The organism is Streptomyces sp. NPDC050423 (genome assembly GCF_040655445.1).
In the GTDB taxonomy this organism is placed as follows: Bacteria; Actinomycetota; Actinomycetes; order Streptomycetales; family Streptomycetaceae; genus Streptomyces.
In genome coordinates, this window is record NZ_JBFAJY010000059.1 from 1 (window position 1) to 24,912 (window position 24,912).

Annotated in this window: 37 protein-coding genes and 2 pseudogenes; 32 read left to right on the forward strand and 7 right to left on the reverse strand. The window is 67.5% G+C overall.

The features are described 5' to 3' along the window. From AB0I52_RS30515 to AB0I52_RS30525, 3 genes are all read right to left on the reverse strand, one after another. Nucleotides 1-683: hypothetical protein (locus tag AB0I52_RS30515; protein ID WP_363078098.1), on the reverse strand; the 683-nt coding region annotated here is incomplete at its 3' end. Between the two features lie 36 nt (nucleotides 684-719). Beyond that, nucleotides 720-1,694: a helix-turn-helix domain-containing protein gene (locus AB0I52_RS30520; protein WP_363078100.1), complete on the reverse strand. Its 975-nt coding sequence runs from the start codon at nucleotides 1,692-1,694 to the stop codon at nucleotides 720-722. A gap of 295 nt (nucleotides 1,695-1,989) precedes the next feature. Then, complete coding sequence (locus AB0I52_RS30525; protein ID WP_363078102.1) at nucleotides 1,990-2,415, reverse strand: ATP-binding protein; 426 nt, start codon at nucleotides 2,413-2,415, stop codon at nucleotides 1,990-1,992. Between the two features lie 163 nt (nucleotides 2,416-2,578). On the opposite strand from AB0I52_RS30525, the pseudogene AB0I52_RS30530 reads away from it, so the two are divergent. Further along, a pseudogene (locus AB0I52_RS30530) lies at nucleotides 2,579-2,992 on the forward strand (helix-turn-helix domain-containing protein); the annotation flags it as partial. Between the two features lie 54 nt (nucleotides 2,993-3,046). On the opposite strand, the pseudogene AB0I52_RS30535 reads toward AB0I52_RS30530, so the two are convergent. Both AB0I52_RS30535 and AB0I52_RS30540 read right to left on the reverse strand, forming a co-directional pair. Beyond that, nucleotides 3,047-3,271: pseudogene (locus tag AB0I52_RS30535) on the reverse strand (hypothetical protein); the annotation flags it as partial. 522 nt (nucleotides 3,272-3,793) lie between these two features. Beyond that, the gene (locus AB0I52_RS30540; protein ID WP_363078104.1) at nucleotides 3,794-3,982 is read right to left on the reverse strand and encodes an RNA ligase family protein; all 189 of its coding nucleotides are present in this window, start codon (nucleotides 3,980-3,982) and stop codon (nucleotides 3,794-3,796) included. Between the two features lie 508 nt (nucleotides 3,983-4,490). Here AB0I52_RS30540 and rpsJ point away from each other — a divergent pair. The 31 genes from rpsJ (at nucleotide 4,491) to truA (ending at nucleotide 22,053) form a co-directional block, all read left to right on the forward strand. Next, the gene (gene rpsJ, locus AB0I52_RS30545; protein ID WP_003948644.1) at nucleotides 4,491-4,799 is read left to right on the forward strand and encodes a 30S ribosomal protein S10; all 309 of its coding nucleotides are present in this window, start codon (nucleotides 4,491-4,493) and stop codon (nucleotides 4,797-4,799) included. Nucleotides 4,800-4,812: 13 nt separating this feature from the next. After that, entirely contained in the window at nucleotides 4,813-5,457 is a 645-nt protein-coding gene (rplC, locus tag AB0I52_RS30550) for a 50S ribosomal protein L3 (protein WP_014047781.1), read from the forward strand. 4 nt (nucleotides 5,458-5,461) lie between these two features. After that, on the forward strand, nucleotides 5,462-6,112 hold the full coding sequence (gene rplD / locus AB0I52_RS30555) for a 50S ribosomal protein L4 (RefSeq protein WP_363031408.1): 651 nt from the start codon (nucleotides 5,462-5,464) through the stop codon (nucleotides 6,110-6,112). Further along, the gene (gene rplW / locus AB0I52_RS30560; RefSeq protein WP_356322373.1) at nucleotides 6,112-6,435 is read left to right on the forward strand and encodes a 50S ribosomal protein L23; all 324 of its coding nucleotides are present in this window, start codon (nucleotides 6,112-6,114) and stop codon (nucleotides 6,433-6,435) included. The genes rplD and rplW overlap by 1 nt, the downstream gene beginning before the upstream one ends. A 39-nt stretch (nucleotides 6,436-6,474) precedes the next feature. Continuing rightward, entirely contained in the window at nucleotides 6,475-7,311 is an 837-nt protein-coding gene (rplB, locus tag AB0I52_RS30565) for a 50S ribosomal protein L2 (protein ID WP_145765090.1), read from the forward strand. Between the two features lie 12 nt (nucleotides 7,312-7,323). Beyond that, entirely contained in the window at nucleotides 7,324-7,605 is a 282-nt protein-coding gene (rpsS, locus tag AB0I52_RS30570) for a 30S ribosomal protein S19 (RefSeq protein ID WP_015610726.1), read from the forward strand. A gap of 45 nt (nucleotides 7,606-7,650) precedes the next feature. Continuing rightward, nucleotides 7,651-7,998, forward strand: coding sequence for a 50S ribosomal protein L22 (gene rplV, locus AB0I52_RS30575; protein ID WP_073733141.1), 348 nt, complete (start codon nucleotides 7,651-7,653; stop codon nucleotides 7,996-7,998). Continuing rightward, nucleotides 7,998-8,837 carry a 30S ribosomal protein S3 gene (gene rpsC, locus AB0I52_RS30580; protein WP_362966935.1) on the forward strand — a complete coding sequence of 280 codons (840 nt, stop codon included), beginning with the start codon at nucleotides 7,998-8,000 and terminating at the stop codon, nucleotides 8,835-8,837. The genes rplV and rpsC overlap by 1 nt, the downstream gene beginning before the upstream one ends. Nucleotides 8,838-8,842: 5 nt before the next feature. Beyond that, entirely contained in the window at nucleotides 8,843-9,262 is a 420-nt protein-coding gene (gene rplP, locus AB0I52_RS30585) for a 50S ribosomal protein L16 (protein ID WP_003966953.1), read from the forward strand. Then, complete coding sequence (rpmC, locus tag AB0I52_RS30590; RefSeq protein ID WP_024494976.1) at nucleotides 9,262-9,486, forward strand: 50S ribosomal protein L29; 225 nt, start codon at nucleotides 9,262-9,264, stop codon at nucleotides 9,484-9,486. Before rplP ends, rpmC begins: the two co-directional genes overlap by 1 nt. Then, nucleotides 9,486-9,770, forward strand: a complete 285-nt coding sequence (gene rpsQ, locus AB0I52_RS30595) for a 30S ribosomal protein S17 (RefSeq protein ID WP_363078107.1) — start codon at nucleotides 9,486-9,488, stop codon at nucleotides 9,768-9,770. Before rpmC ends, rpsQ begins: the two co-directional genes overlap by 1 nt. A gap of 107 nt (nucleotides 9,771-9,877) precedes the next feature. Beyond that, the gene (gene rplN / locus AB0I52_RS30600; RefSeq protein ID WP_003966950.1) at nucleotides 9,878-10,246 is read left to right on the forward strand and encodes a 50S ribosomal protein L14; all 369 of its coding nucleotides are present in this window, start codon (nucleotides 9,878-9,880) and stop codon (nucleotides 10,244-10,246) included. A 2-nt stretch (nucleotides 10,247-10,248) separates the two neighbouring features. Continuing rightward, nucleotides 10,249-10,572, forward strand: coding sequence for a 50S ribosomal protein L24 (gene rplX / locus AB0I52_RS30605; protein ID WP_018550616.1), 324 nt, complete (start codon nucleotides 10,249-10,251; stop codon nucleotides 10,570-10,572). Next, a complete protein-coding gene (gene rplE / locus AB0I52_RS30610) occupies nucleotides 10,572-11,129 on the forward strand; it encodes a 50S ribosomal protein L5 (RefSeq protein ID WP_018550615.1) in 558 nt (185 codons plus the stop codon). Before rplX ends, rplE begins: the two co-directional genes overlap by 1 nt. Nucleotides 11,130-11,131: 2 nt before the next feature. After that, nucleotides 11,132-11,317 carry a type Z 30S ribosomal protein S14 gene (locus AB0I52_RS30615; RefSeq protein ID WP_024491590.1) on the forward strand — a complete coding sequence of 62 codons (186 nt, stop codon included), beginning with the start codon at nucleotides 11,132-11,134 and terminating at the stop codon, nucleotides 11,315-11,317. 224 nt (nucleotides 11,318-11,541) lie between these two features. Continuing rightward, a complete protein-coding gene (gene rpsH / locus AB0I52_RS30620) occupies nucleotides 11,542-11,940 on the forward strand; it encodes a 30S ribosomal protein S8 (RefSeq protein ID WP_024491591.1) in 399 nt (132 codons plus the stop codon). Between the two features lie 21 nt (nucleotides 11,941-11,961). Continuing rightward, nucleotides 11,962-12,501: a 50S ribosomal protein L6 gene (rplF, locus tag AB0I52_RS30625; RefSeq protein ID WP_207318317.1), complete on the forward strand. Its 540-nt coding sequence runs from the start codon at nucleotides 11,962-11,964 to the stop codon at nucleotides 12,499-12,501. Between the two features lie 3 nt (nucleotides 12,502-12,504). Beyond that, nucleotides 12,505-12,888, forward strand: coding sequence for a 50S ribosomal protein L18 (gene rplR, locus AB0I52_RS30630; protein ID WP_362549858.1), 384 nt, complete (start codon nucleotides 12,505-12,507; stop codon nucleotides 12,886-12,888). 47 nt (nucleotides 12,889-12,935) lie between these two features. Beyond that, complete coding sequence (gene rpsE / locus AB0I52_RS30635; protein ID WP_123461068.1) at nucleotides 12,936-13,538, forward strand: 30S ribosomal protein S5; 603 nt, start codon at nucleotides 12,936-12,938, stop codon at nucleotides 13,536-13,538. Continuing rightward, entirely contained in the window at nucleotides 13,538-13,720 is a 183-nt protein-coding gene (rpmD, locus tag AB0I52_RS30640) for a 50S ribosomal protein L30 (protein WP_024491595.1), read from the forward strand. The genes rpsE and rpmD overlap by 1 nt, the downstream gene beginning before the upstream one ends. A gap of 1 nt (nucleotide 13,721) precedes the next feature. Further along, nucleotides 13,722-14,177 (forward strand): 50S ribosomal protein L15, encoded by a 456-nt coding sequence (gene rplO / locus AB0I52_RS30645; protein ID WP_123461069.1) that lies wholly within the window; start codon nucleotides 13,722-13,724, stop codon nucleotides 14,175-14,177. 224 nt (nucleotides 14,178-14,401) lie between these two features. Then, a complete protein-coding gene (secY, locus tag AB0I52_RS30650; protein WP_363031407.1) occupies nucleotides 14,402-15,721 on the forward strand; it encodes a preprotein translocase subunit SecY in 1,320 nt (439 codons plus the stop codon). Further along, on the forward strand, nucleotides 15,721-16,380 hold the full coding sequence (locus AB0I52_RS30655) for an adenylate kinase (RefSeq protein ID WP_363078109.1): 660 nt from the start codon (nucleotides 15,721-15,723) through the stop codon (nucleotides 16,378-16,380). The genes secY and AB0I52_RS30655 overlap by 1 nt, the downstream gene beginning before the upstream one ends. A gap of 129 nt (nucleotides 16,381-16,509) precedes the next feature. Beyond that, nucleotides 16,510-17,346 (forward strand): type I methionyl aminopeptidase, encoded by an 837-nt coding sequence (gene map / locus AB0I52_RS30660; protein ID WP_363078111.1) that lies wholly within the window; start codon nucleotides 16,510-16,512, stop codon nucleotides 17,344-17,346. A 223-nt stretch (nucleotides 17,347-17,569) separates the two neighbouring features. Beyond that, complete coding sequence (gene infA, locus AB0I52_RS30665) at nucleotides 17,570-17,791, forward strand: translation initiation factor IF-1 (RefSeq protein WP_014047798.1); 222 nt, start codon at nucleotides 17,570-17,572, stop codon at nucleotides 17,789-17,791. Nucleotides 17,792-17,851: 60 nt separating this feature from the next. Further along, complete coding sequence (gene rpmJ / locus AB0I52_RS30670; protein WP_003956441.1) at nucleotides 17,852-17,965, forward strand: 50S ribosomal protein L36; 114 nt, start codon at nucleotides 17,852-17,854, stop codon at nucleotides 17,963-17,965. Nucleotides 17,966-18,159: 194 nt separating this feature from the next. Then, a complete protein-coding gene (gene rpsM, locus AB0I52_RS30675) occupies nucleotides 18,160-18,540 on the forward strand; it encodes a 30S ribosomal protein S13 (RefSeq protein WP_014047799.1) in 381 nt (126 codons plus the stop codon). A gap of 105 nt (nucleotides 18,541-18,645) precedes the next feature. Further along, the gene (gene rpsK, locus AB0I52_RS30680; protein ID WP_006376016.1) at nucleotides 18,646-19,050 is read left to right on the forward strand and encodes a 30S ribosomal protein S11; all 405 of its coding nucleotides are present in this window, start codon (nucleotides 18,646-18,648) and stop codon (nucleotides 19,048-19,050) included. Between the two features lie 138 nt (nucleotides 19,051-19,188). Beyond that, nucleotides 19,189-20,211, forward strand: a complete 1,023-nt coding sequence (locus tag AB0I52_RS30685; protein WP_024491600.1) for a DNA-directed RNA polymerase subunit alpha — start codon at nucleotides 19,189-19,191, stop codon at nucleotides 20,209-20,211. Nucleotides 20,212-20,606: 395 nt separating this feature from the next. Next, nucleotides 20,607-21,110, forward strand: coding sequence for a 50S ribosomal protein L17 (gene rplQ / locus AB0I52_RS30690; protein ID WP_362966950.1), 504 nt, complete (start codon nucleotides 20,607-20,609; stop codon nucleotides 21,108-21,110). A gap of 88 nt (nucleotides 21,111-21,198) precedes the next feature. After that, nucleotides 21,199-22,053 (forward strand): tRNA pseudouridine(38-40) synthase TruA, encoded by an 855-nt coding sequence (gene truA, locus AB0I52_RS30695; RefSeq protein WP_363078114.1) that lies wholly within the window; start codon nucleotides 21,199-21,201, stop codon nucleotides 22,051-22,053. Nucleotides 22,054-22,075: 22 nt separating this feature from the next. Here truA and AB0I52_RS30700 read toward each other — a convergent pair whose 3' ends face one another. Together AB0I52_RS30700 and AB0I52_RS30705 are read right to left on the reverse strand one after the other, a co-directional pair. Next, complete coding sequence (locus AB0I52_RS30700; RefSeq protein WP_363078116.1) at nucleotides 22,076-23,947, reverse strand: DUF4034 domain-containing protein; 1,872 nt, start codon at nucleotides 23,945-23,947, stop codon at nucleotides 22,076-22,078. A gap of 74 nt (nucleotides 23,948-24,021) precedes the next feature. Then, nucleotides 24,022-24,876: a hypothetical protein gene (locus AB0I52_RS30705; protein WP_363078118.1), complete on the reverse strand. Its 855-nt coding sequence runs from the start codon at nucleotides 24,874-24,876 to the stop codon at nucleotides 24,022-24,024. Nucleotides 24,877-24,912: the final 36 nt, after the last annotated feature.

Sequence of the window (24,912 nt, forward strand, 5' to 3'; positions counted from 1 at the left end):
TCTGACATGAAGGATGTGTAGAAAGAGGTATCCACGGCCACCAGGTTCCTCCATTGTTGTGCGGCTGGGCGGTTGCCCAGGCCTTGTGCGGTGAGTTCGACGATGGGGTCTGTGATGTTGTCGGGTGCTTCGCGCAGTGCGGCGGAGAGTGTTTTCAGTATGGCATCGACGTCCGGATTGTCGGCGTGTGTGATGGCGGCGAGGGTGGCGAGTGCGAGGTCTTTGCGGGCTTCGGCGATGTCGGTGATGACGGGCATGTTGTGGGGGCCCGCGACGAGGGGGTTGAGGGTGAGGGTGGGCCATTGGGGGAGGCCGATGGTGAGGGGGCGGGAGGCCCATTGGGCGGTGGTGTGGTCTTGGCAGACGACGAGGAGGAGGACGGGGAGGCCGTTGTATCGGTTGTGGAGGTAGCTGACGTAGTAGGGCCAGCTGGTTGTTTTGCGTGGGTCTTTCTTGCCTTGGGCTTCGATGGCGAGGAGGAAGGGTCCGTCGTCCGCTGTTTCGATGCGCAGGAGGGTGTCGACGCGGCGTTCGACGGGTTTGGCTTCGGTGAGGTCGGTGGGCAGGACGGTGGCCGAGGTGGGCTGTGGGATGTCGACGCCGAGGACTTCGGAGACGCGGGAGAAGAGGCCCGGGTACTCCTGGAAGATGCGGTGCATCGCCTCATGCGGTGAGCTGACCATGTGGGTCCGTTCGGGATTTCGGGGTGAGGGTGGCGGTCAGGCGGCGGCTGTGTGCAGGTCTTGGTGTGTGTCGGTTCGGCAGTCGCGGCAGTGGCCGGGGGTGGTGGAGCGGAAGGCGCGTTCGCAGGTGTCGCAGTTCTGGAGTGGGATGGCGGTGGTTTTGCGGTGGGGTGGGGTGAGGGTTGTGGTGCCGGGGAGTGGGGGTGGCAGGAGTGTGGTGATGCGGTGGCGGAGGAGCTTGGCCGGGTGTTTGACGGGGGTGGGGAGGTCGTTGGTGAGGGTGTGGCGGATGGTGTCGGGGTGGGTGTCGCGTTCGAGCCAGGTGGCGATGCCGGGGGTGAGGGTGGTGATGTCGGCCTGGGTGAGGGTGAGTTGGGGTGCGTGGCGGCGTAGGTCGGCCAGGAGCACGGAGGCGGCCCGGTGCAGCTCCCCGGTGGGTGCGTGCGGCTGGGGGAGCGGCTGGGGTGGTGTCCTGGGGGCGGTGGGCGGCGGTACGTGGACGGGCGCGGGCGTGGGTGCCGGTGCGGGCTGCGGAGGTGCGGGGGGTTTGGTCGGCGGTTTGCTGCGGCGGGGCTGGGGCTGGGGCTGGGGCCGGGGCTTTGGAGCGCTGGTCGTGGAGGCGTTGGTGCGGGGCTGGTTGTACGAGACCGTGCGCGTGACGACGCGGCCGCTGGGGAGTCGTACGCGGCTGCGGTGGAGGTAGCCCTCGTCTTCCAGTTCGTGCAGGGCGGCTGTGATGCGGGCTTCGCTCTCCGGGAAGCGGTCGGTGAGCACCTTGATGCCGACCTTCGCCCCGGCGGGCAGTGACTGGATATGGACGGCGAGCCCGATCGCGATGAGGGAGAGTTCGCGGTTCTGGGCGAGGTGGTTGCCGATCACCGTGAAGCCGGAGGCGTGGCGGGTGTTGACGTGGATGACGCCGGATGTCGGCGTGACGTCGTGCCGGGTGCTGGGGGAGCCGGGGGAGCTGGGCTGGGCGCACGGAGGCGCGATAACCTGCTGGGTACCCATCGGGAAGCTCTTCTTCCTCGTGGTCAGGCCCCTGGTTGAGATTCGCGTCTCGCCGGGGGCCGTCTCGTTCTGTGGTTGTCGCGGCGAGCATATGCCAGCCAACCCGGCCCAAATCCAGCCCAGTTGCCATATGTCACCCGTGTGAGTGACGCAGGTCAGGACGGGGTCGGGTGGGGTTGGGTCGGGTTATTTCCCCGAGTTCTTTAAAAGCCTTTAGACGTCGTGGGCGGCCGCGTCGCGGCTCACCGGGTCGTGGCCGAGGGGGTCGTGGGCGGCCGCGACCCGGTGGCTTCGGTCACGGTGCGAGGTCGAGTTCCGCCCAGACCGTTTTGCGCGGGACCGGGCCCGGAGTGACGCCCCAGTGGTCGGCGAGGGCCTCGACGATGAGCAGGCCGCGCCCGCTCTCCGCGTGCCGGTCGGGGATCGCCGCGACGGGCACGCGGTCACCTCGGGTGTCCGTGACCTCGATCCGCAGCCGTGCGTCCGCGTGGACGGTGAGGCGCAGTTGGAAGTCCCGGCCCGGCACGCGGCCGTGGACCGTGGCGTTGGCGGCGAGCTCCCCGACGATGTGTGCCGCCGACTCGGACGGCAGCCCCCAGAGGTCGAGATGGGCCACGGCCAGGAGCCGGGCGAGCCGGGCGCCTCGGCGGGTGGAGGAGAGCAGCACGGTGAACGTGCGTTCGGCGGTGGGGTGTTGGGGGGTGGCGGTTTGTTGGTTCACGTCACTCAGCGTGGCCGGTTCTGCGTACCGTGCCCAGTGACAAAGCTCTTGCGTACGGTGACTGTCCCGGGCTTGTCCAGTGCTGTCCCGGCTGTCCGGAGTGACGTGCGGGGAACAGAGGCGGTTGAGGAAGAACGGCACGCACGTCGGAAGTGGGGCACGGATGAGTGTGGACGGGATCGGTACGGAGCAGGGCGGCGGGGCGGACGAGCCCGGTTGGGACGTCGATCCCGATGACGAGCCGGGCGTTGCGGTGGTCGCCGCCGTGGGTCGCCAGATCAAGGCCTGGCGGGAGGCGGCCGGGATGCGGGCCGGCGCGTTCGGGGCGGCGATCGGTTACGGGGAGGACCTGGTCTACAAGGTGGAGGGCGGGCGGCGCATCCCCCGGCCGGAGTTCCTGGACCGGGCGGACGACGTGCTGGGCGCGGGCGGGAGGATCGCCGCGATGAAGCGGGACGTGGCGGAGGTCCGGTACCCGAAGAAGATCCGGGAGCTGGCGAAGATGGAGGCGCAGGCGGTCGAACTCTCGGCGCACGGGAGCCACAACCTCCACGGCCTGTTGCAGACGGAGGAGTACGGGCGGGGCGCAGAGGCGGGTGCGCGGGTCGGTGCCGTCCGGCGCCGAGTCCAGGAGCTCCCACGCGCGGAAGAGCTCGGCGGTGAGGAGATCGCGGCCCGCCGGGGAGACCTGTGTGGTGCAGGAACGTACGGGGGCGCTCGGCGTCAGCACGGTGAGGGCGGCGCCGGAGGCGGTTGCAGTCGTCGGTACGAGGTTCACCGCCTCGCCCCAGTCCCACGCCGCCCAGGTCGCGAAGAAGTGCCGGAGCAGCGCGAGCTGCGGCAGCTCGCCCGCCTCCAGGCGGCGCAGCCCCTCGCGCAGGACGTCCGCGTTGGCGCTCTGGTCGGCGCGCGAGCCGCGGGCGACGCGCAGGTCGCCGAGGGAGACATAGGTGTCGGTGCCGGGCAGTGCGCGGCCGAAGGTGCTCTTGCCGCTGCCCGAGGGGCCGACGAGGTGGACCAGGCGCGGGAAGTCCCCGTCCCGCCACCGCCAGGTCGCGGCGACCGCCTCCTGCGCGGTACTGATCCAGCCCAGCGCGTACGCCTCCCGGGCCTGCGCCAGGCAGCGGTCGGCCGCATCGCGCTCCAGACCGGCGAGCGCCTCCCGGAGCCCGTCAGACTCGCGCACCTCGTCGGCGTGCAGCTGCGACCACTCCACCTGTTCGCGGGCCTCCGGGGTGCCGGCCAGCCCGCCGGCCACCGCGTGCAGCACCGGCAGCCCGGCGGCGAGCGACATCCGCGCCAGTCCGCCGCGCCGCTCCTCGTCCGGGTACGGGCGGTGCAGTGAGGGGGCCAGTCCGGCTAGGGCCTCTCGTTTGGATCACGCTGGGCTCGCGGGGTCCGGTGCCGCACCTCGCGGCGCGTACAGCGGGGTGTTCTCGCCGTCCAGCTTCTCGGTGACCACGACCTCCGTACCGGTGAGTCCGGCGAGGTCCGCGAGGCGCACGTCGTCCGAGGCGGCCCCCGGTGACCAGGGCAGGTGCGGTGTCCGCGGATAGTGCGTACGCATGATTCCCGCCCCCGGTGACGTGCCTGGCCCGGCCGGTCACTGTAGGGGCGATGAGCTGCGGTACTCGACCGAATTAGCCGTCCGGGGGAGGCGAACGGGGGTCGCCGAGGCGTGCCCGCGTTTGACCATCGGACCCCGGGGGGTAAGATCCCACGCCCGATTGGCCAGGCTCACACCCCGTATGGCACACTGACCAGGTTGCTCGGTTGAGTGTCAATGCTGCGCGCCTCCCGCCGGGAGGACCGGAAGCGAGTCCCACAGTACTCGTCGGCCCCATGTGGGCCGGACGTACGGGAATCTTTCGGGAAGCGCATGTGTGGCACCGGCCAGGCGCCCGGTGGGGTTCCTCCCCCGGCAGCGCGGTCTCAGGCCCGCACCCCCTTGGTTGGGATCTTCTTCGGGAGATTTTCGTAGAGGGGATGCGACACGCCCGACCGCGTGGGTCGGAGGCGGAGTATTCAGAACCCCGGGTTCCAGAGCGTTACGAGAGACAGGACTACTAGTAGCCATGGCGGGACAGAAGATCCGCATCCGGCTCAAGGCCTACGACCACGAGGTCATCGACTCCTCGGCGAAGAAGATCGTCGAGACGGTGACCCGCACTGGTGCGTCGGTCGCAGGCCCGGTGCCGCTGCCCACTGAGAAGAACGTGTACTGCGTCATCAAGTCGCCGCACAAGTACAAGGACTCTCGCGAGCACTTCGAGATGCGCACGCACAAGCGCCTCATCGACATTCTCGACCCCACGCCGAAGACGGTCGACTCGCTCATGCGTCTCGACCTGCCGGCGGGCGTCGACATCGAGATCAAGCTCTGAGGTGACGCGCGAGATGGCTAAGAACATTAAGGGCGTCCTGGGCGAGAAGCTCGGCATGACCCAGGTCTGGGACGAGAACAACCGGGTTGTCCCGGTGACCGTCGTCAAGGCCGGGCCGTGCGTCGTGACCCAGGTCCGCACCAACGACAGCGACGGCTACGAGTCGGTCCAGATCGCCTTCGGCGAGATCGACCCGCGCAAGGTGAACAAGCCCCTCAAGGGTCACTTCGCCAAGGCCGACGTGACCCCGCGCCGCCACCTGGTGGAGCTCCGCACCCCTGACGCCAGCGAGTACACGCTGGGCCAGGAGGTCACTGCCGAGGTGTTCGAGTCCGGCGTCAAGGTTGACGTCACGGGCAAGAGCAAGGGCAAGGGCTTCGCCGGTGTCATGAAGCGTCACAACTTCAAGGGCCTCGGCGCCGGCCACGGCGTCCAGCGCAAGCACCGTTCCCCCGGTTCGATCGGTGGCTGCGCCACCCCTGGGCGTGTCTTCAAGGGCATGCGCATGGCCGGCCGGATGGGTAACGAGCGCGTCACCACCCAGAACCTGACCATCCACGCGGTTGACGCGGAGAAGGGTCTGCTGCTCATCAAGGGCGCAGTCCCCGGTCCGAACGGCGGCCTCGTCCTGGTCCGTACCGCGGCCAAGGGGGCTTGAGGTAATGAGCACCATTGACATCCTTTCGCCGGCAGGCGACAAGGCCGGTACCGTCGAGCTCCCCGCGGAGATCTTCGACGCGAAGACCAGCGTTCCGCTGATCCACCAGGTCGTTGTCGCACAGCTGGCAGCTGCCCGTCAGGGCACCCACTCGACCAAGCGTCGCGGCGAAGTCCGTGGTGGTGGGCGCAAGCCTTACCGCCAGAAGGGCACCGGCCGCGCCCGCCAGGGTTCGACCCGCGCGCCGCAGTTCGTCGGCGGTGGCGTCGTGCACGGCCCCAAGCCGCGCGACTACTCGCAGCGCACCCCGAAGAAGATGAAGGCCGCCGCCCTGCGTGGTGCCCTCTCCGACCGGGCGCGCCACTCCCGCATCCACGTCGTCACCGGCGTGGTCGAGGGTGGAGTCTCCACGAAGGCCGCGAAGACGCTGTTCGGCAAGATCTCGGAGCGCAAGAACGTGCTCCTGGTCGTCGACCGCAGCGACGAGGCCGCGTGGCTCTCCGCACGCAACCTGCCCCAGGTGCACATCCTGGACCCGGGCCAGCTGAACACGTACGACGTGATCGTCTCTGACGACGTGGTCTTCACCCAGGCCGCTTTCGAGTCCTTCGTGTCTGGCCCCCAGACCGCTGAGACCGAAGGGAGCGACGCCTGATGAGCGAGGCGACCGTTACCAGCAAGACCTACGACGACCCGCGTGACGTTCTCGTCAAGCCGGTTGTCTCGGAGAAGAGCTACGCGCTGCTCGACGAGAACAAGTACACGTTCATCGTCGCGCCCGGCTCCAACAAGACCCAGATCAAGCAGGCCGTGGAAGCGGTCTTCTCGGTCAAGGTCACCGGGGTCAACACGATCAACCGGCAGGGTAAGCGCAAGCGCACCAAGACCGGTTTCGGCAAGCGCGCTGACACCAAGCGCGCCATCGTGACCCTCGCTGAGGGCGACCGAATCGACATCTTCGGCGGCCCGACCTCCTAACGGAGGTCGAGTCGTCCGGAATCGGACGAGGACTGAGAAATGGGTATCCGCAAGTACAAGCCGACGACCCCGGGCCGTCGTGGCTCCAGCGTCGCCGACTTTGTCGAGATCACGCGGTCCACGCCGGAGAAGTCGCTGGTCCGCCCCCTGCACAGCAAGGGCGGCCGTAACAACACCGGTCGTGTGACCGTTCGCCACCAGGGTGGTGGCCACAAGCGCGCCTACCGTGTGATCGACTTCCGTCGTCACGACAAGGACGGCGTGCCGGCCAAGGTCGCGCACATCGAGTACGACCCGAACCGCACCGCGCGCATCGCGCTCCTGCACTACGCCGACGGCGAGAAGCGCTACATCATCGCGCCGCGCGGCCTGACGCAGGGCGACCGTGTCGAGAACGGTCCGGCCGCCGACATCAAGCCCGGTAACAACCTGGCGCTGCGCAACATCCCGGTCGGTACGACCATCCACGCCATCGAGCTGCGGCCCGGCGGCGGCGCGAAGTTCGCCCGTTCCGCGGGTGCCTCCGTGCAGCTGCTGGCGAAGGAGGGCACCATGGCCCACCTTCGTATGCCGTCGGGTGAGATCCGCCTGGTCGACGCCCGCTGCCGCGCCACGATCGGTGAGGTCGGCAACGCCGAGCAGTCGAACATCAACTGGGGCAAGGCCGGTCGCATGCGCTGGAAGGGCGTTCGCCCGTCCGTCCGCGGTGTTGCGATGAACCCGGTCGACCACCCGCACGGTGGTGGTGAAGGCAAGACCTCCGGTGGACGTCACCCGGTCTCGCCGTGGGGTCAGAAGGAGGGTCGTACTCGCTCGCCGAAGAAGGCATCGAGCAAGTACATCGTCCGCCGCCGCAAGACGAACAAGAAGCGCTAGGAGCGGGTTTAGATGCCGCGCAGTCTCAAGAAGGGGCCCTTCGTCGACGGCCACCTCGTCAAGAAGGTGGACGTACAGAACGAAGCCGGCACCAAGAACGTCATCAAGACCTGGTCCCGTCGCTCGATGATCATCCCGGCCATGCTGGGTCACACCATCGCGGTGCACAACGGCAAGATCCACGTCCCGGTGTTCGTCACCGAGTCGATGGTCGGCCACAAGCTCGGCGAGTTCTCGCCGACTCGCACCTTCCGCGGCCACGTCAAGGACGACCGGAAGTCGAAGCGCCGCTAGCGCGGGGTGGAAACGACTATGACGACTCACACTGAAGGGACAACCATGGAAGCCAGGGCCCAGGCGCGGTACATCCGCGTCACGCCCATGAAGGCCCGCCGAGTGGTGGACCTCATCCGTGGCATGGATGCCACGGAGGCTCAGGCGGTCCTGCGTTTCGCCCCGCAGGCCGCGAGCGTGCCGGTTGGCAAGGTGCTCGACAGCGCCATTGCCAACGCTGCACACAACTACGACCACCCTGACGCCTCTTCGCTGGTCATCAGCGAGGCGTTTGTGGACGAGGGTCCGACCCTGAAGCGGTTCCGTCCGCGTGCTCAGGGCCGTGCCTACCGGATCCGTAAGCGGACCAGCCACATCACCGTGGTCGTCAGCAGCAAGGAAGGAACCCGGTAATGGGCCAGAAGGTTAACCCTCATGGGTTCCGACTCGGCATTACCACGGACTTCAAGTCCCGTTGGTACGCCGACAAGCTGTACAAGGACTACGTCAAGGAAGACGTTGCCATTCGTCGCATGATGACGAAGGGCATGGAGCGGGCCGGCATCTCGAAGGTCGAGATCGAGCGCACCCGCGACCGAGTCCGTGTTGACATCCACACCGCCCGTCCGGGCATCGTCATCGGTCGCCGCGGCGCCGAGGCCGATCGCATCCGCGGCGAGCTGGAGAAGCTGACCGGCAAGCAGGTCCAGCTGAACATCCTCGAGGTCAAGAACCCCGAGGTGGACGCTCAGCTGGTGGCCCAGGCCGTCGCCGAGCAGCTCTCCTCCCGCGTCTCCTTCCGTCGTGCGATGCGCAAGAGCATGCAGAGCACGATGAAGGCCGGCGCCAAGGGCATCAAGATCCAGTGCGGCGGTCGTCTCGGCGGCGCCGAGATGTCCCGCTCGGAGTTCTACCGCGAGGGCCGCGTGCCCCTGCACACCCTCCGTGCGAACGTCGACTACGGCTTCTTCGAGGCCAAGACGACCTTCGGCCGTATCGGTGTGAAGGTCTGGATCTACAAGGGCGACGTCAAGAACATCGCCGAGGTCCGCGCCGAGAACGCTGCTGCCCGTGCGGGCAACCGCCCGGCCCGTGGCGGCGCTGACCGTCCGGCCGGCCGCGGTGGCCGCGGTGGTGGCGAGCGTGGCGGTCGCGGCCGCAAGCCGCAGCAGTCGGCTCCGGCCGCCGAGGCCCCCAAGGCCGAGGCGTCCGCCGCTGCTCCGGCGGCTGAGAGCACCGGAACGGAGGCCTGACCGAAATGCTGATCCCCCGTAGGGTCAAGCACCGCAAGCAGCACCACCCGAAGCGCAGCGGTATGTCCAAGGGTGGCACGCAGGTTGCGTTCGGCGAGTACGGCATCCAGGCGCTGACCCCGGCGTACGTGACGAACCGTCAGATCGAGTCCGCTCGTATCGCGATGACCCGTCACATCAAGCGTGGCGGCAAGGTCTGGATCAACATCTACCCGGACCGTCCCCTGACGAAGAAGCCTGCCGAGACCCGCATGGGTTCCGGTAAGGGTTCTCCCGAGTGGTGGATCGCGAACGTCAAGCCCGGTCGGGTGATGTTCGAGCTGTCCTACCCGAACGAGAAGATTGCTCGTGAGGCGCTCACCCGCGCTGCTCACAAGCTTCCGATGAAGTGCCGGATTGTTCGGCGCGAGGCAGGTGAGTCGTGATGTCGGCCGGTACCAAGACGTCCGAGCTGCGCGAGCTGGGCAACGAGGAGCTCCTCAACAAGCTCCGCGAGGCCAAGGAAGAGCTGTTCAATCTCCGCTTCCAGGCGGCGACCGGACAGCTCGAGAACCACGGCCGGCTCAAGTCCGTCCGTAAGGACATCGCCCGGATCTACACCCTGATGCGCGAGCGCGAGCTCGGCATCGAGACGGTGGAGAGCGTCTGATGAGCGAGAAGACTGTGACTGAGACGAACACTGACCGCGGTTTCCGTAAGACCCGTGAGGGTCTGGTCGTCAGCGACAAGATGGACAAGACCGTCGTCGTCGCTGTCGAGGACCGCGTCAAGCACGCGCTGTACGGCAAGGTCATCCGCCGTACGAACAAGCTCAAGGCTCACGACGAGCAGAACGCCGCCGGCGTCGGCGACCGTGTCATCCTCATGGAGACCCGGCCGCTGTCCGCCACGAAGCGGTGGCGCATCGTCGAGATCCTCGAGAAGGCCAAGTAATTCCTGAGGGTCATTCCCCTCAGGCAGGTTCCGCCAGGCTCGGTGGGGGCTCGCTCCGGTAACGGAGCGGCCCCCGCCGGGAACCGGCAGACGATCAGGAGATAGACGTGATCCAGCAGGAGTCGCGACTGCGCGTCGCCGACAACACGGGTGCGAAGGAAATTCTCACCATCCGTGTTCTCGGTGGCTCGGGTCGCCGCTACGCGGGCATCGGTGACGTCATCGTCGCCACCGTCAAGGACGCGATCCCCGGTGGCAACGTGAAGAAGGGTGACGTCGTCAAGGCCGTCATCGTTCGCACCGTCAAGGAGCGTCGTCGTCAGGATGGCTCGTACATCCGCTTCGACGAGAACGCCGCCGTCATTCTGAAGAACGACGGCGACCCCCGCGGCACCCGTATCTTCGGCCCGGTGGGCCGTGAGCTGCGCGAGAAGAAGTTCATGAAGATCATCTCGCTCGCGCCGGAGGTGCTGTAAGCATGAAGATCAAGAAGGGCGACCTGGTTCAGGTCATCACCGGTAAGGACAAGGGCAAGCAGGGCAAGGTCATCGTTGCCTACCCTGCTCAGGACCGCGTCCTCGTCGAGGGTGTCAACCGGGTCAAGAAGCACACGAAGGCCGGTCAGACCGCTCGCGGTTCGCAGACCGGTGGCATTGTGACGACCGAGGCCCCCGTCCACGTCAGCAACGTGCAGCTGGTTGTTGAGAAGGACGGCAACAAGGTCGTTACTCGCGTCGGCTACCGCTTTGACGACGAGGGCAACAAGATCCGCGTTGCCAAGCGCACCGGTGAGGACATCTGATGACTACCACCACAGCGCCGCGTCTCAAGACGCGCTACCGCGAGGAAATTGCCGGCAAGCTGCGTGAGGAGTTCTCCTACGAGAACGTCATGCAGATCCCCGGTCTGGTCAAGATCGTGGTCAACATGGGTGTGGGCGACGCCGCCCGCGACTCCAAGCTGATCGATGGCGCCGTGCGCGACCTCACCACGATCACCGGTCAGAAGCCGGCCGTCACCAAGGCCCGCAAGTCGATCGCGCAGTTCAAGCTGCGCGAGGGGCAGCCGATCGGCTGCCACGTCACCCTCCGTGGTGACCGCATGTGGGAGTTCCTGGACCGTACGCTGTCGCTCGCGCTTCCGCGTATCCGTGACTTCCGTGGCCTGTCGCCGAAGCAGTTCGACGGCCGTGGCAACTACACCTTCGGTCTCACGGAGCAGGTCATGTTCCACGAGATCGACCAGGACAAGATCGACCGGGTCCGGGGCATGGACATCACCGTGGTCACCACGGCGACCAATGACGACGAGGGTCGTGCCCTCCTTCGTCACCTCGGCTTCCCGTTCAAGGAGAACTGACCGTGGCGAAGAAGTCCCTGATCGCTAAGGCCGCCCGCAAGCCGAAGTTCGGCGTTCGCGGGTACACCCGCTGCCAGCGCTGCGGCCGGCCCCACTCCGTCTACCGCAAGTTCGGCCTGTGCCGCGTGTGCCTTCGTGAGATGGCTCACCGTGGCGAGCTGCCGGGCGTGACCAAGAGCTCCTGGTAATCCTCCTTCGCCCTTTGGGCGTTGGGATTATCCGGAAGCTCTCGGTAAGTATCTGGTCGGCAGGAACCCGCCCTCACATGCCGTAGGCTTGTGTGGTTGGGCGCCTGCCGCCCTAGACCGACTTACTACGCCGTAGGTCCCCGCACCGCACCCGTCCCGCCACTGAGTGGGGAGAGGGATGGCGCATACAGGAAACCCCGGCGAGAGAGGCCGAAGGCCAACTCATGACCATGACTGATCCCATCGCAGACATGCTCACGCGTCTGCGTAACGCGAACTCGGCGTATCACGACGACGTCAAGATGCCGCACAGCAAGATCAAGTCGCACATCGCGGAGATCCTCCAGCAGGAGGGCTTCATCACCGGCTGGAAGGTCGAGGACGCCGAGGTCGGCAAGAGCCTCGTTCTCGACCTGAAGTTCGGTCCGAACCGCGAGCGTTCGATCGCCGGCATCAAGCGCATCTCGAAGCCGGGTCTGCGTGTATACGCAAAGTCCACCAATCTGCCGAAGGTTCTCGGCGGCCTGGGCGTGGCGATCATCTCCACGTCCCACGGTCTCCTGACCGGCCAGCAGGCCAGCAAGAAGGGCGTAGGTGGGGAAGTCCTCGCCTACGTCTGGTAGTCGGGAACGGAGGAAAAGCTCATGTCGCGAATCGGCAAGCTCCCCATCCAGGTTCCCGCCGGTGTGGACGTCACCATCGATGGCCGCACGGTCGCGGTGAAGGGGCCCAAGGGCACCCTCTCGCACACCGTCGCCGCGCCGATCGAGGTCACCAAGGGTGAGGACGGCGTTCTGAACGTCGTCCGCCCGAACGACGAGCGTCAGAACAAGGCCCTTCACGGCCTGTCCCGCACGCTGGTGGCGAACATGATCACCGGTGTGACCCAGGGATACATCAAGGCGCTCGAGATCAGCGGTGTCGGTTACCGCGTCCAGGCGAAGGGCTCCAACCTGGAGTTCGCCCTGGGCTACAGCCACCCGATCCTCATCGAGGCCCCCGAAGGCATCACCTTCAAGGTCGAGTCGCCCACGAAGTTCAGTGTCGAGGGCATCGACAAGCAGAAGGTCGGCGAGGTTTCGGCGAAGATCCGCAAGCTGCGGAAGCCTGACCCGTACAAGGCCAAGGGCGTCAAGTACGCCGGCGAGGTTATCCGCCGCAAGGTCGGAAAGGCGGGTAAGTAAGCCATGGCATACGGTGTAAAGATCGCCAAGGGCGACGCCTACAAGCGTGCCGCCCTCAAGCGCCGCCACATCCGCGTCCGGAAGCACATCTCCGGTTCGCCCGAGCGTCCGCGCTTGGTTGTGACGCGTTCGAACCGCCACATGGTCGCTCAGGTCATCGACGACGTCGCGGGCCACACGCTCGCGTCGGCATCGACGCTTGACGCCTCCATCCGCGGCGTCGAGGGTGACAAGAGTGCCCTCGCCAAGCAGGTCGGGGCCCTGGTCGCCGAGCGCGCCAAGGCCGCAGGCGTCGAGGCCGTCGTGTTTGACCGCGGTGGCAACCAGTACGCCGGGCGGATTGCCGCTCTGGCTGACGCCGCCCGTGAAGCCGGGCTGAAGTTCTAAGCCCCGGTTCCTACGCACAGCGGACGTAACAGAGAGAGGTAATTCCAATGGCTGGACCCCAGCGCCGCGGAAGCGGTGCCGGTGGCGGCGAGCGGCGGGACCGGAAGGGCCGTGACGGTGGCGCCAGCGCCGCCGAGAAGACCGCGTACGTCGAGCGTGTCGTCGCGATCAACCGCGTCGCCAAGGTCGTGAAGGGTGGTCGTCGCTTCAGCTTCACCGCGCTGGTCGTGGTGGGCGATGGTGACGGCAGCGTCGGTGTCGGATACGGCAAGGCCAAGGAAGTTCCCGCGGCCATCGCCAAGGGCGTTGAAGAGGCCAAGAAGAGCTTCTTCAAGGTTCCGCGTATCCAGGGCACCATCCCTCACCCGATCCAGGGCGAGAAGGCTGCGGGCGTTGTCCTGCTCAAGCCTGCTTCCCCCGGTACCGGTGTGATCGCGGGTGGCCCGGTGCGCGCCGTTCTGGAGTGCGCCGGCGTTCACGACATCCTGTCGAAGTCGCTCGGTTCTTCGAACCCGATCAACATTGTGCACGCGACGGTGGCGGCCCTTCAGGGTCTCCAGCGTCCCGAGGAGATCGCGGCTCGCCGTGGTCTGCCCCTCGAGGACGTGGCCCCCGCTGCTCTGCTCCGTGCCCGAGCGGCAGGTATGTGATGGCTCGCCTGAAGATCACACAGACCAAGTCGTACATCGGCAGCAAGCAGAACCACCGCGACACCCTGCGTTCGCTCGGGCTCAAGCGCCTGCACGACGTGGTTGTCAAGGAGGACCGCCCCGAGTTCCGCGGAATGGCTAACACCGTCCGCCACCTCGTGACGGTTGAGGAGGTCGACTGACATGGCGGAGAACCAGCCGCTGAAGGCCCACGACCTCCGGCCTGCCCCGGGCGCCAAGACCGCCAAGACCCGTGTGGGTCGAGGCGAGGCGTCCAAGGGTAAGACCGCCGGACGTGGCACCAAGGGCACCAAGGCCCGCTACCAGGTTCCGGAGCGCTTCGAGGGCGGGCAGATGCCCCTCCACATGCGTCTCCCGAAGCTCAAGGGCTTCAAGAACCCGTTCCGCACCGAGTACCAGGTCGTGAACCTGGACAAGCTCGCGACGCTCTACCCCGAGGGTGGAGAGGTCACGGTGGCCGATCTGGTCGCCAAGGGTGCGGTGCGCAACAACCACCTCGTCAAGGTCCTCGGACAGGGCGAGATCTCCGTGGCGCTGCAGGTTTCGGTTGACGCCGTCTCCGGCTCCGCCAAGGAGAAGATTGCCGCTGCCGGCGGCACCGTCACCGAGCTGGTCTGAGACAACTCGGACACATAGGTGGCCTGAACATCCGACCGGGGATGCCTCTCATATGGGGCATCCCCGGTTGGTCGTTCCTAGGGGGGCATGTACGCCGGTAAGGTGGCGTCCGTTGCTGTGGTAAGCCCTGGACGCAAGTCGCCCGGGGACCTTTGACTGTTACGTATTCGTCAATCCTCAAGACCGTCACCTCTACGCATTGCGCGGGGGTCGCAGGAGGCACCGTGCTCACCGCGTTCGCCCGGGCGTTCAAGACGCCCGACCTGCGCAAGAAGCTGTTCTTCACGCTCGGCATCATCGTGCTCTACCGGCTCGGGGCGCACATCCCGGTCCCGGGGGTGAGTTACGAGAACGTCCAGACCTGTGTTGATCAGGCAAGCAAGGGCAACAACAGCCTCTTCGGCCTGGTGAACATGTTCAGCGGTGGTGCACTGCTGCAGATCACGATCTTCGCGCTCGGCATCATGCCGTACATCACGGCCAGCATCATTCTTCAGCTGCTGACCGTGGTGATTCCCCGACTAGAGGCGCTCAAGAAGGAGGGGCAGTCCGGCCAGGCAAAGATCACGCAGTACACGCGTTATCTGACGGTCGCGCTCGCCATCCTCCAGGGCACCGGCCTGGTGGCCACGGCCACCAGTGGCGCACTGTTCAGCGGCTGCCCAGTCGCCGATCAGATCGTCCCGAACCACTCGATCTTCACGACCATCGTCATGGTCACCACGATGACCGCCGGCACCGCCGCCGTCATGTGGCTCGGTGAGCTCATCACCGACCGCGGCATCGGCAACGGCATGTCGATCCTGATGTTCATCTCGATCGCCGCCAGCTTCCCCGGCGCCCTGTGGGCCATCAAGACGAGCGGCAAGCTCGCGGACGGCTGGATCGAGTTCGGCACCGTCATCCTGATCGGCTTCGTGATGGTGGCCCTCGTGGTCTTCGTCGAGCAGGCCCAGCGCCGTATCCCGGTGCAGTACGCGAAGCGCATGATCGGCCGCAGGTCCTACGGTGGTACGTCCACCTACATCCCGCTGAAGGTCAACCAGGCGGGTGTGATTCCCGTCATCTTCGCTTCTTCGCTGCTCTACATCCCGGCCCTGATCGTCCAGTTCTCCAACTCCCAGGCAGCCTGGGCGACCTGGATCAAGGACCACTTCGTCAAGGGCGACCACCCGTACTACATCACCGCGTACTTCCTGTTGATCGTGTTCTTCGCCTTCTTCTATGTGGCGATTTCGTTCAACCCCGAGGAAGTCGCCGATAACATGAAGAAGTATGGTGGCTTCATTCCGGGTATCCGGGCTGGTCGACCTACTGCCGAGTACCTGAGCTACGTGCTCAACAGGATCACTTGGCCAGGCTCGCTGTACCTGGGTCTGATCGCTCTTGTGCCAACGATGGCGTTGGCAGGCTTCGGTGGCGCCAACCAGAACTTCCCGTTCGGCGGGACGAGCATCCTGATCATCGTGGGTGTGGGTCTGGAAACCGTGAAGCAGATTGAGAGTCAGCTCCAGCAGCGTAATTACGAAGGGTTCCTCCGCTGATGCGAATCGTCCTCGTCGGCCCGCCGGGTGCCGGCAAGGGAACGCAGGCTGCGTACCTTGCCAAGAACCTGTCGATTCCGCACATCTCCACGGGCGACCTCTTCCGCGCCAACATCAGCCAGGGCACTGACCTTGGCAAGCAGGCCCGCGCCTTCATGGACGCGGGGCAGCTGGTGCCGGACGAGGTCACGATCGGGATGGCCAAGGACCGCATGTCCCAGTCGGACGCGGTCAACGGCTTCCTGCTCGACGGCTTCCCGCGCAACGTGGGTCAGGCCGAGGCCCTCGATGTGATCCTGAAGGACGAGGGCGTAAAGCTGGACGCGGTTCTCGACCTCGAAGTCCCGGAGGACGAGGTCGTGAAGCGGATCGCGGGCCGCCGCGTCTGCCGCAACCAGAGCGCGCACGTGTTCCACGTGACGTACAACCCGCCGAAGACCGAGGGTGTCTGCGACACCTGCGGTGGCGAGCTGTACCAGCGCGACGACGACAGCGAAGAGACGGTCCGCACCCGGCTCGAGGTCTATCACACTCAGACCGAGCCGATCATCGACTACTACAGGGCACAGAACCTGGTGGTCACCATCTCCGCGCTCGGCAAGGTCACCGATGTGACCGAGCGGGCCATGGAGGCGCTCAAGAAGCCCGACGAGGCCTGAGAGCGAACCCCGCAGTACGTGAAACTGCACAGTCGGCCGCGGCGTCCATGGGCGCCGCGGCCGACTGTTTGCGGCCGTATCGTGGAGTACGCCGGACCCGTCACCGTCCCTCCAGAAAGGCGCCGCGCAATGGTGCAGATCAAGACCCCCGAGCAGATCGCGAAGATGCGTGAGGCGGGGCTGGTGGTCGCTGCCATTCACGCGGCCACCCGAGAGGCCGCGGTGCCCGGCGCCACCACGCTGGACCTGGACCAGGTCGCCCGCAAGGTGATCGCCGACCACGGTGCGAAGTCGAACTTCCTCGGTTACGGCGGATTCCCCGCGACGATCTGCACCTCGGTCAACGAGGTCGTCGTCCACGGCATCCCGGACGACAAGACCGTCCTCAAGGACGGCGACATCATCTCCATCGACGCCGGCGCGATCATCGACGGCTGGCACGGCGACGCCGCGTACACGGCCTTCGTCGGCACCGGTCACGCTCCGGAGCTCGTCGAGCTGTCCCGGGTGACCGAGGAGTCGATGTGGGCCGGCATCGCAGCGATGAAGGTGAACAACCGCCTGGTCGACATCTCGAAGGCGATCGAGTCCTACATCCGCCGCCAGCCCCGTCCGTCGACCGGCAAGTACGGGATCGTCGAGGACTACGGCGGCCACGGCATCGGCACCGAGATGCACATGGACCCGCACGTGCTGAACTACGTCGCCCGCAAGCGCGGCAAGGGCATCAAGCTGGTGCCCGGCGTCTGCCTGGCCATCGAGCCGATGGTCTCCCTCGGCACCGCACGCACCGAGGTGCTGGCCGACGAGTGGACCGTCCTCACGACCGACGGCAGCTGGTCCTCCCACTGGGAGCACTCCATCGCCCTCACGGAGGAGGGCCCCCTGGTGCTCACCGCACCGGACTGCGGCCGCGAGAAGCTGGCGCAGTACGGCGTGGAGGCGGCGCCGGACCCGCTGGGCTGAATGAACCGCACCCGTTGGGCTGAATGATCCGCAGCGCCCCCGCCGGGGTGATTGGCGGTGACCAGGAGGTCTAAGGATCTCCCGCGGTGGGCAAACTTGACGGATTCGTCTTTTGGAGTCCGCTGACGTAGACTGACTCGTCGGCTCTCGTGCATCAGTGTGCCCGTATGTATGCACACGAGTGTGCAGAGCCGATCAAGGTAGCCGATTCGAAAGGCGAAGCGTGGCCAAGAAGCAAGGTGCCATCGAAATTGAGGGCACCGTGATCGAGTCTCTCCCGAACGCCATGTTCAGGGTGGAGCTCCAGAACGGTCACAAGGTCCTCGCGCACATCAGCGGGAAGATGCGGATGCACTACATCCGAATCCTTCCCGATGACCGGGTCGTCGTGGAGCTCTCCCCGTACGACCTGACGCGTGGCCGGATCGTCTACCGCTACAAGTAGATCTTGCCCACATTCCGCTTCGGCGGGGTGCTGGCACTGACCCGGAGAACCTGACATCCCATGAAGGTCAAGCCGAGCGTCAAGAAGATCTGCGACAAGTGCAAGGTGATCCGCCGTCACGGTCGGGTCATGGTCATCTGCGACAACCTGCGCCACAAGCAGCGCCAGGGCTGACGCACGACCCCCTCGCATCTCGCAGTACTTCGCGCGACGCACGTAAACGTACATACGCAGTGCCCGTCCAAGCCACGGCTGACGACACCTCCGGCGGGGGCCGGAGACCCGGGCGTACCACCGCTCCCAGTGAGCGGTCGGCGATCGGGAGCGGCGCTGCGGAAGACCCCCGAAATGACAACTGGAGCCATTGAATGGCACGCGTTTCAGGTGTTGACATCCCGCGCGAAAAGCGCGTGGAGGTTGCCCTCACCTACGTCTTCGGTATCGGGCGCACCCGGTCCAAGGAGATCCTCGCCACCACCGGCGTGAACCCGAACACCCGCGTTCGTGACCTGGCCGAAGAGGACCTGGTCAAGATCCGCGAGTACGTGGACGCCAACCTCCGCACCGAGGGTGACCTCCGCCGCGAGATCCAGGGCGACATCCGCCGCAAGATCGAGATCGGCTGCTACCAGGGCATTCGTCACCGCCGTGGTCTGCCGGTGCACGGCCAGCGCACCAGCACGAACGCGCGTACCCGCAAGGGCCCGCGTCGCGCGATCGCCGGTAAGAAGAAGCCGGGCAAGAAGTAGTCCTCAGCGGACGCACTGCGAACGCCCGGGTCTCCGGGCATCCGCAGCATCCAGCGGTCTTCGCTGTAGGACCGATCACCTCCCCTCTCCATCTGGAGTAAAGACATGCCCCCCAAGGGTCGTCAGGGCGCAGCCAAGAAGGTGCGTCGCAAGGAAAAGAAGAACGTCGCTCACGGCCACGCGCACATCAAGAGCACGTTCAACAACACCATCGTCTCGATCACGGACCCCGCGGGCAACGTGATCTCCTGGGCCTCCGCCGGCCACGTCGGCTTCAAGGGCTCGCGCAAGTCCACCCCCTTCGCCGCGCAGATGGCCGCCGAGTCGGCCGCCCGCCGCGCGCAGGAGCACGGCATGCGCAAGGTTGACGTCTTCGTGAAGGGTCCGGGCTCCGGCCGCGAGACCGCGATCCGCTCCCTCCAGGCCACGGGCCTCGAGGTCGGGTCGATCCAGGACGTCACCCCGACGCCGCACAACGGCTGCCGTCCGCCGAAGCGTCGCCGCGTCTGATGCGCAACGGCCGGTGACGGCCGTGCGTCAGTAGCGTGGGTACGGGCGGTATGCCCCCTACGGGGGTGTGCCGCCCGTATCCTTGTTTCATCTGTAGGGCGTCAAATAGTGGGCGCCCACGACTGAAGGATTCACACCATGCTTATCGCTCAGCGTCCGTCGCTGACCGAAGAGGTCGTTGACGAGTTCCGCTCGCGGTTCGTCATCGAGCCCCTGGAGCCGGGCTTCGGCTACACGCTCGGTAACTCTCTTCGCCGTACGCTCCTCTCCTCGATCCCCGGTGCCGCTGTCACCAGCATCCGGATCGACGGCGTCCTGCACGAGTTCACCACCGTGCCGGGTGTCAAGGAGGACGTCACCGACCTCATCCTCAACATCAAGCAGCTGGTCGTCTCCTCGGAGCACGACGAGCCGGTCGTGATGTACCTGCGCAAGCAGGGTCCCGGCCTGGTCACCGCTGCCGACATCGCCCCGCCGGCCGGTGTCGAGGTCCACAACCCGGACCTCGTCATGGCCACGCTGAACGGCAAGGGCAAGCTGGAGATGGAGCTGACCGTCGAGCGCGGTCGCGGCTACGTCTCCGCGGTCCAGAACAAGCAGGTGGGCCAGGAGATCGGCCGGATTCCGGTCGACTCCATCTACTCGCCGGTGCTCAAGGTCACGTACAAGGTCGAGGCGACCCGTGTCGAGCAGCGCACCGACTTCGACAAGCTGATCGTCGACGTCGAGACCAAGCAGGCCATGCGTCCCCGTGACGCCATGGCGTCGGCCGGTAAGACCCTGGTCGAGCTGTTCGGTCTGGCGCGCGAGCTCAACATCGACGCCGAGGGCATCGACATGGGCCCGTCGCCGACGGACGCCGCGCTCGCTGCCGATCTGGCGCTGCCGATCGAGGAGCTGGAGCTCACGGTCCGCTCGTACAACTGCCTCAAGCGCGAGGGCATCCACTCCGTGGGTGAGCTCGTGGCTCGTTCCGAGGCCGATCTGCTCGACATCCGTAACTTCGGTGCGAAGTCGATCGACGAGGTCAAGGCGAAGCTGGCCGGTATGGGCCTGGCGCTGAAGGACTCGCCTCCCGGCTTCGACCCCACCGCCGCGGCGGACGCGTTCGGCGCGGACGATGACGCGGATGCGGGTTTCGTGGAGACCGAGCAGTACTGATTCGCCTCCGGCTGGGGTGCCCGGGTTTGCTGGGTGCCCCGGACCGGGCGAGGGCTTTGTCCTCAATCGCCGGACGGGCTTGATTTTCGGGCTCGGGTGCGAGGGGTGTCCTCAAGTGCCGGACGGGCTTGGATTTCGGGCTCGGGTGCGAGGGGTGTCCTCAAGTGCCGGACGGGCTTGGATTTCGGGCTCGGGTGCGAGGGGTGTCCTCAGGCGCCGGACGGGCTTGAGTTCGGGCTTGGGCGCGAGAGGGTGTCCTCAATCGCTGGACGGGCTTGATATGCGGGTTTGATGTCGAGTGCGTGTGGCGGACGAAAACTTCCGGGTGGCGACCGCCGCTCGGGAACTGACACCGGTACCTGATACGGCCGGTGCAGCACACAAGGAGAAATACCATGCCTCAGCCCGCCAAGGGCGCCCGTCTGGGCGGCAGCGCTGCGCACGAGAAGCACCTTCTCAACAACCTTGCGAAGGCGCTGTTCGAGCACGGCCGCATCACCACGACCGAGGCCAAGGCCCGCCGCCTGCGTCCGGTCGCGGAGCGTTTCATCACCAAGGCGAAGAAGGGCGACATCCACAACCGTCGCCTGGTGCTGCAGTCGATCACGGACAAGGGCATCGTGCACACGCTCTTCACCGAGATCGCCCCGCGGTACGAGAACCGCCCCGGTGGTTACACCCGTATCACCAAGATCGGCAACCGTCGTGGCGACAACGCCCCGATGGCCGTCATCGAGCTGGTCGAGGCCCTGACCGTGGCGCAGGCTGCCACCGGTGAGGCCGAGGCCGCCACAAAGCGTGCGGTCAAGGAAGACGCCCTCAAGAAGGACGAGACCCCGGTCGAGTCCGTCGAGGACGCCAAGCCGGCCGAGGCCGACGAGGAGTCGAAGGACGCCTGAGCGTTCTGAGACCACTGGGCGGGCCCGCATCACCCTTCGGGGCGGTGCGGGCCCGTTCTGCTGTGTACGGATCTTGAGAGGATCGCTGGTGAGTGACGTAGTGGAGACCGGTTTCGTACGGGTGCGGCTGGACCTGGCCTACGACGGCAAGGACTTCTCGGGCTGGGCGAAGCAGACCAGCCGGCGGACCGTCCAGGGGGAGATCGAGGACGCCCTGCGCACGGTGACCCGCTCCTCGCGGACGTACGACCTGACCGTGGCCGGGCGCACCGACGCCGGGGTGCACGCCCGCGGCCAGGTCGCGCACGTGGACCTCCCGGCCGAGGTGTGGGCCGAGCACGCGGACAAGCTGCTGCGGCGGATGGCCGGGCGGATGGCGCCCGACGTGCGGGTGTGGCGGATCGCGGAGGCGCCCGCTGGGTTCAACGCCCGCTTCTCGGCGCTGTGGCGCAGGTACGCGTACCGGGTGGCGGACCGTCCGGGCGGCGTGGATCCGCTGGTGCGTGGTCATGTCCTGTGGCACGACCGGCCGTTGGACGTGGACGCGATGAACGAGGCCGCGGCGCGGATGACCGGGGAGCACGACTTCGCCGCGTACTGCAAGAAGCGCGAGGGTGCGACGACCATCAGGACGCTGCAGAAGCTGAGTTGGGTACGGGACGAGGCGTCCGGGATCATGACGGCGACCGTGCAGGCCGACGCGTTCTGCCACAACATGGTGCGGGCGCTGATCGGCGCGGCCCTGTTCGTGGGGGACGGGCGGCGCCCGGCGGCCTGGCCGGCCGAGGTGCTGGCGGCTCGGGTGCGGGACCCCGGGGTGCATGTCGTGCGGCCCCACGGGCTGACGCTGGAGGAAGTCGCGTACCCGGCCGATGAGTTGCTGGCCGCGCGGGCGGTCGAGGCCCGTAACGTGCGGACCCTGCCGGAAGCCGGCTGCTGCTGACCGGGCGGGCCCGTACCGCGGGTCAGGCCGTGGCGTGGCCGCGCCGGCGCAGCGCGCCCGTGAGCGAAGCCGCCACGTACAGCGCCGCACCGCTCAGCAGCGAGGAGCGGAACCAGCCGATCTGCGGGCTCCACCAGGCGAAGGCGGCGGCCGGGGCGAGGACCAGCAGCATCAGCGTCCGGATCAGCAGCCAGACCGGGGTGCGCGGGGGGCGGGGCTCCGGCGGATGGCCGCCGCTGCCCGTGGACATCGTGTCGCGCATCCCCGCCAGGAGTCCGCGCCTGGCCAGCACCCTGGCTCCCGGGAGCTCACCGAGGACCTGGGTCTCCCCGCCGAAGCCCGGTGGCACGGGCGGCAGGCCCAGGGCCGTCACCAGGTCCTCCTGGTGTCCGGCCGGGTCGCCGGTCGAGCGCAGTATGTGGGCCAGGGGGCGCGGGTCGGCCTGCCGGTAGAGGTCCGCGAGGCTCTGCGCGGTGGCCCGGACCTCGGCGTGGTCGGGGGTGGGGGACTCGGTGTGCCAGGTGTGCGTGGCGTGCGTCCGGCCCTGGTGGAGGGCGGTGACGCTGCTGCGTCCCGGCGCGCGGTGCAGGACCAGGGCCGGCCAGCTCTCCCCGGTCGTGAAGGTCTCGGCCGCCGAGGTCAGGGGCTCCTCGGGGAGCAGTGCCGCGCGCCGGCCGCGGACGGCCTCCGGGACCACCTCGACGTAGCTGGAGCCCTCGCCGGCCGGGGCCGTACGCAGGGAGTAGCCGCAGAGCAGGGCGGCCTGGGCGACTTCGGCCGGGGGAGCGGGCACGATCGCTACCGTGCGCGGGGCCAGCTCCGCCCAGTCCGGGGCGTCCGTGCCGGTGGCGGGCGGTTCGGGCGGGCGGCGGAAGAACGGGGTCTGCGAGGCGAGGTCGATCCGGACGTCCGAGCGGGCTTCGAGGAATTCGGTGAGGGGGTCGCCGAGCCGGGCCCAGGGGAACTCCGTGGCGTGCACCCCGATGGCCCGGAACGCGTCGAGGGCCTCGGCCGGCCGGTCGTCCATGATCAGCATCAGGGCCAGCTCGTTGCGGAAGCCGGCGGCCTCGCGTTCACCCGCCGGGTAGCTGCCGGAGAGGCCCAGGGCCCGGGTGAGGGCCGCCTCGGTCCGGGGGCCGTACGGGTCGGGGCCGTCCGGCCCGTCCTGCGCGGACAGCCGGTACTCCAGCGCCGCCCGCAGCGGCAGCGCGTGCAGCTTCGAGCCGGGCGGGGCCGATGCCGCCACCCGCTCCGCGTACCGGAACATCTCCTCGTGCGAGCCGAACCACTTGGCGCACAGGTACTGGAGGGCCTGCTGGTGGCAGCCGGAGTGGTGCGGGTCGCGCGCCTCCGCCTCGGCCAGGTACGCGTCGAAGACCTCGCGCGGGGCCTGGATGCCACGGGCGTGCGTGAGGGCGATGCGCCACGGGACCGGGTCGGCGGGGTTCAGCTCGGCCGCGGCGCCGATCACCGGTACGGCGTCCTCCAGGAGCGCGAAGAAGGCCTGGAACCGGTCGTGTTCCACCTCCTCGGCGCCGGCGTCCGTCCGTATCCGCCAGGCCTGCTGGAGCTGGAAGTCGGCCACCACGAGGATGGCGTCCGGGTCCCCGGGCGACTCCTGGACCCAGTTCTCCAGCCAGCCGTCGTGGTGCAGCGCGGTCCGGGCCAGCCGGCTCACGTAGGCGTCCCTGCGTTCCCACTGGGCGTGCGTCCGGGTGGCGGCGAGGAGCTCCCGGGCCGGTGCGTGGTCTCCGGCCACCGCCGCGGCGAGGGCGGCTTGCAGCGGGGTGTCCGGCGCGTCGAGGGCCACGGCCTCGTCGGGCGCGAGGTCGGTGCCGATCGCGTCACGGTGGCGCACGATGCGCAGGAACGCGAACGGGAAGGCAAGGCGCACAGCGGCAGATCCCCCGCATCGGGAAGAGGTGACTGATCGGAGTGGCTGAAAGGCGGGACGCGACCGCGGCCGGGTCAGGTGGTGGGGGCGGCGGCGGCTGCCGATGCCTGGACCTCGCCTCGGTGGCGGATCTGCCGGAACGTGAAGTTCGTCAGGTCGTCGCCGACGGCGAACACGTTCTTGTCGGCCTTGGTGACGCTCTTGCCGCTGGTGAAGCCGCCGACGGTGAAATAGGCGTACCGGCCGTAGGAGTTGGCCGTACGGCGGCAGACGGCGCCGCCGCGGCAGAAGGTCGGCACACCCGAGCCGCTCAGTGACGCGATGCCGCCGGAGGCCTGCTGGGCGGCCTTCTTGGCCTGGGCCTCGGTGTCGAAGACCGCCAGCCCGATGGTCACGGCCACGCCGTCGCGGCTGTACGTGGCACGGATGACCTGGTCGCAGCCGTTGCCGGCGAGGATGGAGCCGAGTGCGCCCTGGGTGGTCGCGGCGCAGTCCGTGGTGCGGTTCGTGGCGCCCTTGGCGTAGACGCGGTCGCCCATCTTGAGCTGCTTGCCGGGGAAGAAGGCGTCGGCGTCGACGGGCGCCCGGTCCTTCTTCACGTCGGATATGTAGTCCTTCGGGTCCGGCGGGGGCGGCGGCTGCACCGAGGAGAAGGACGGCTCGGGCTGCGCCGTCTCGCTCGGCAGGTCGGTCGCCGAAGGCAGCTGGCTCGCGTTCTTCCCGCCGGACGCGGCGGTGTCGTCCTTGTTGGTCGAGATGACCGCGGTGGCCACGATCGCGGCGACCGCGGCGGTGGCCACCGCGCCCCCGCCGATCATCAGCCACCTCTTGCGTCTGGCCCGCGCCGCGGACTGCTCGGCCAGCGCCGCCCAGTCCGGAGTCCCGTTGTCGCCCGGCCCCCAGGAGGGCCCCCCTTGCCCAAAGCTCATGCGGCGAATCCTAGACGGAACACAAACCGGTTGGGC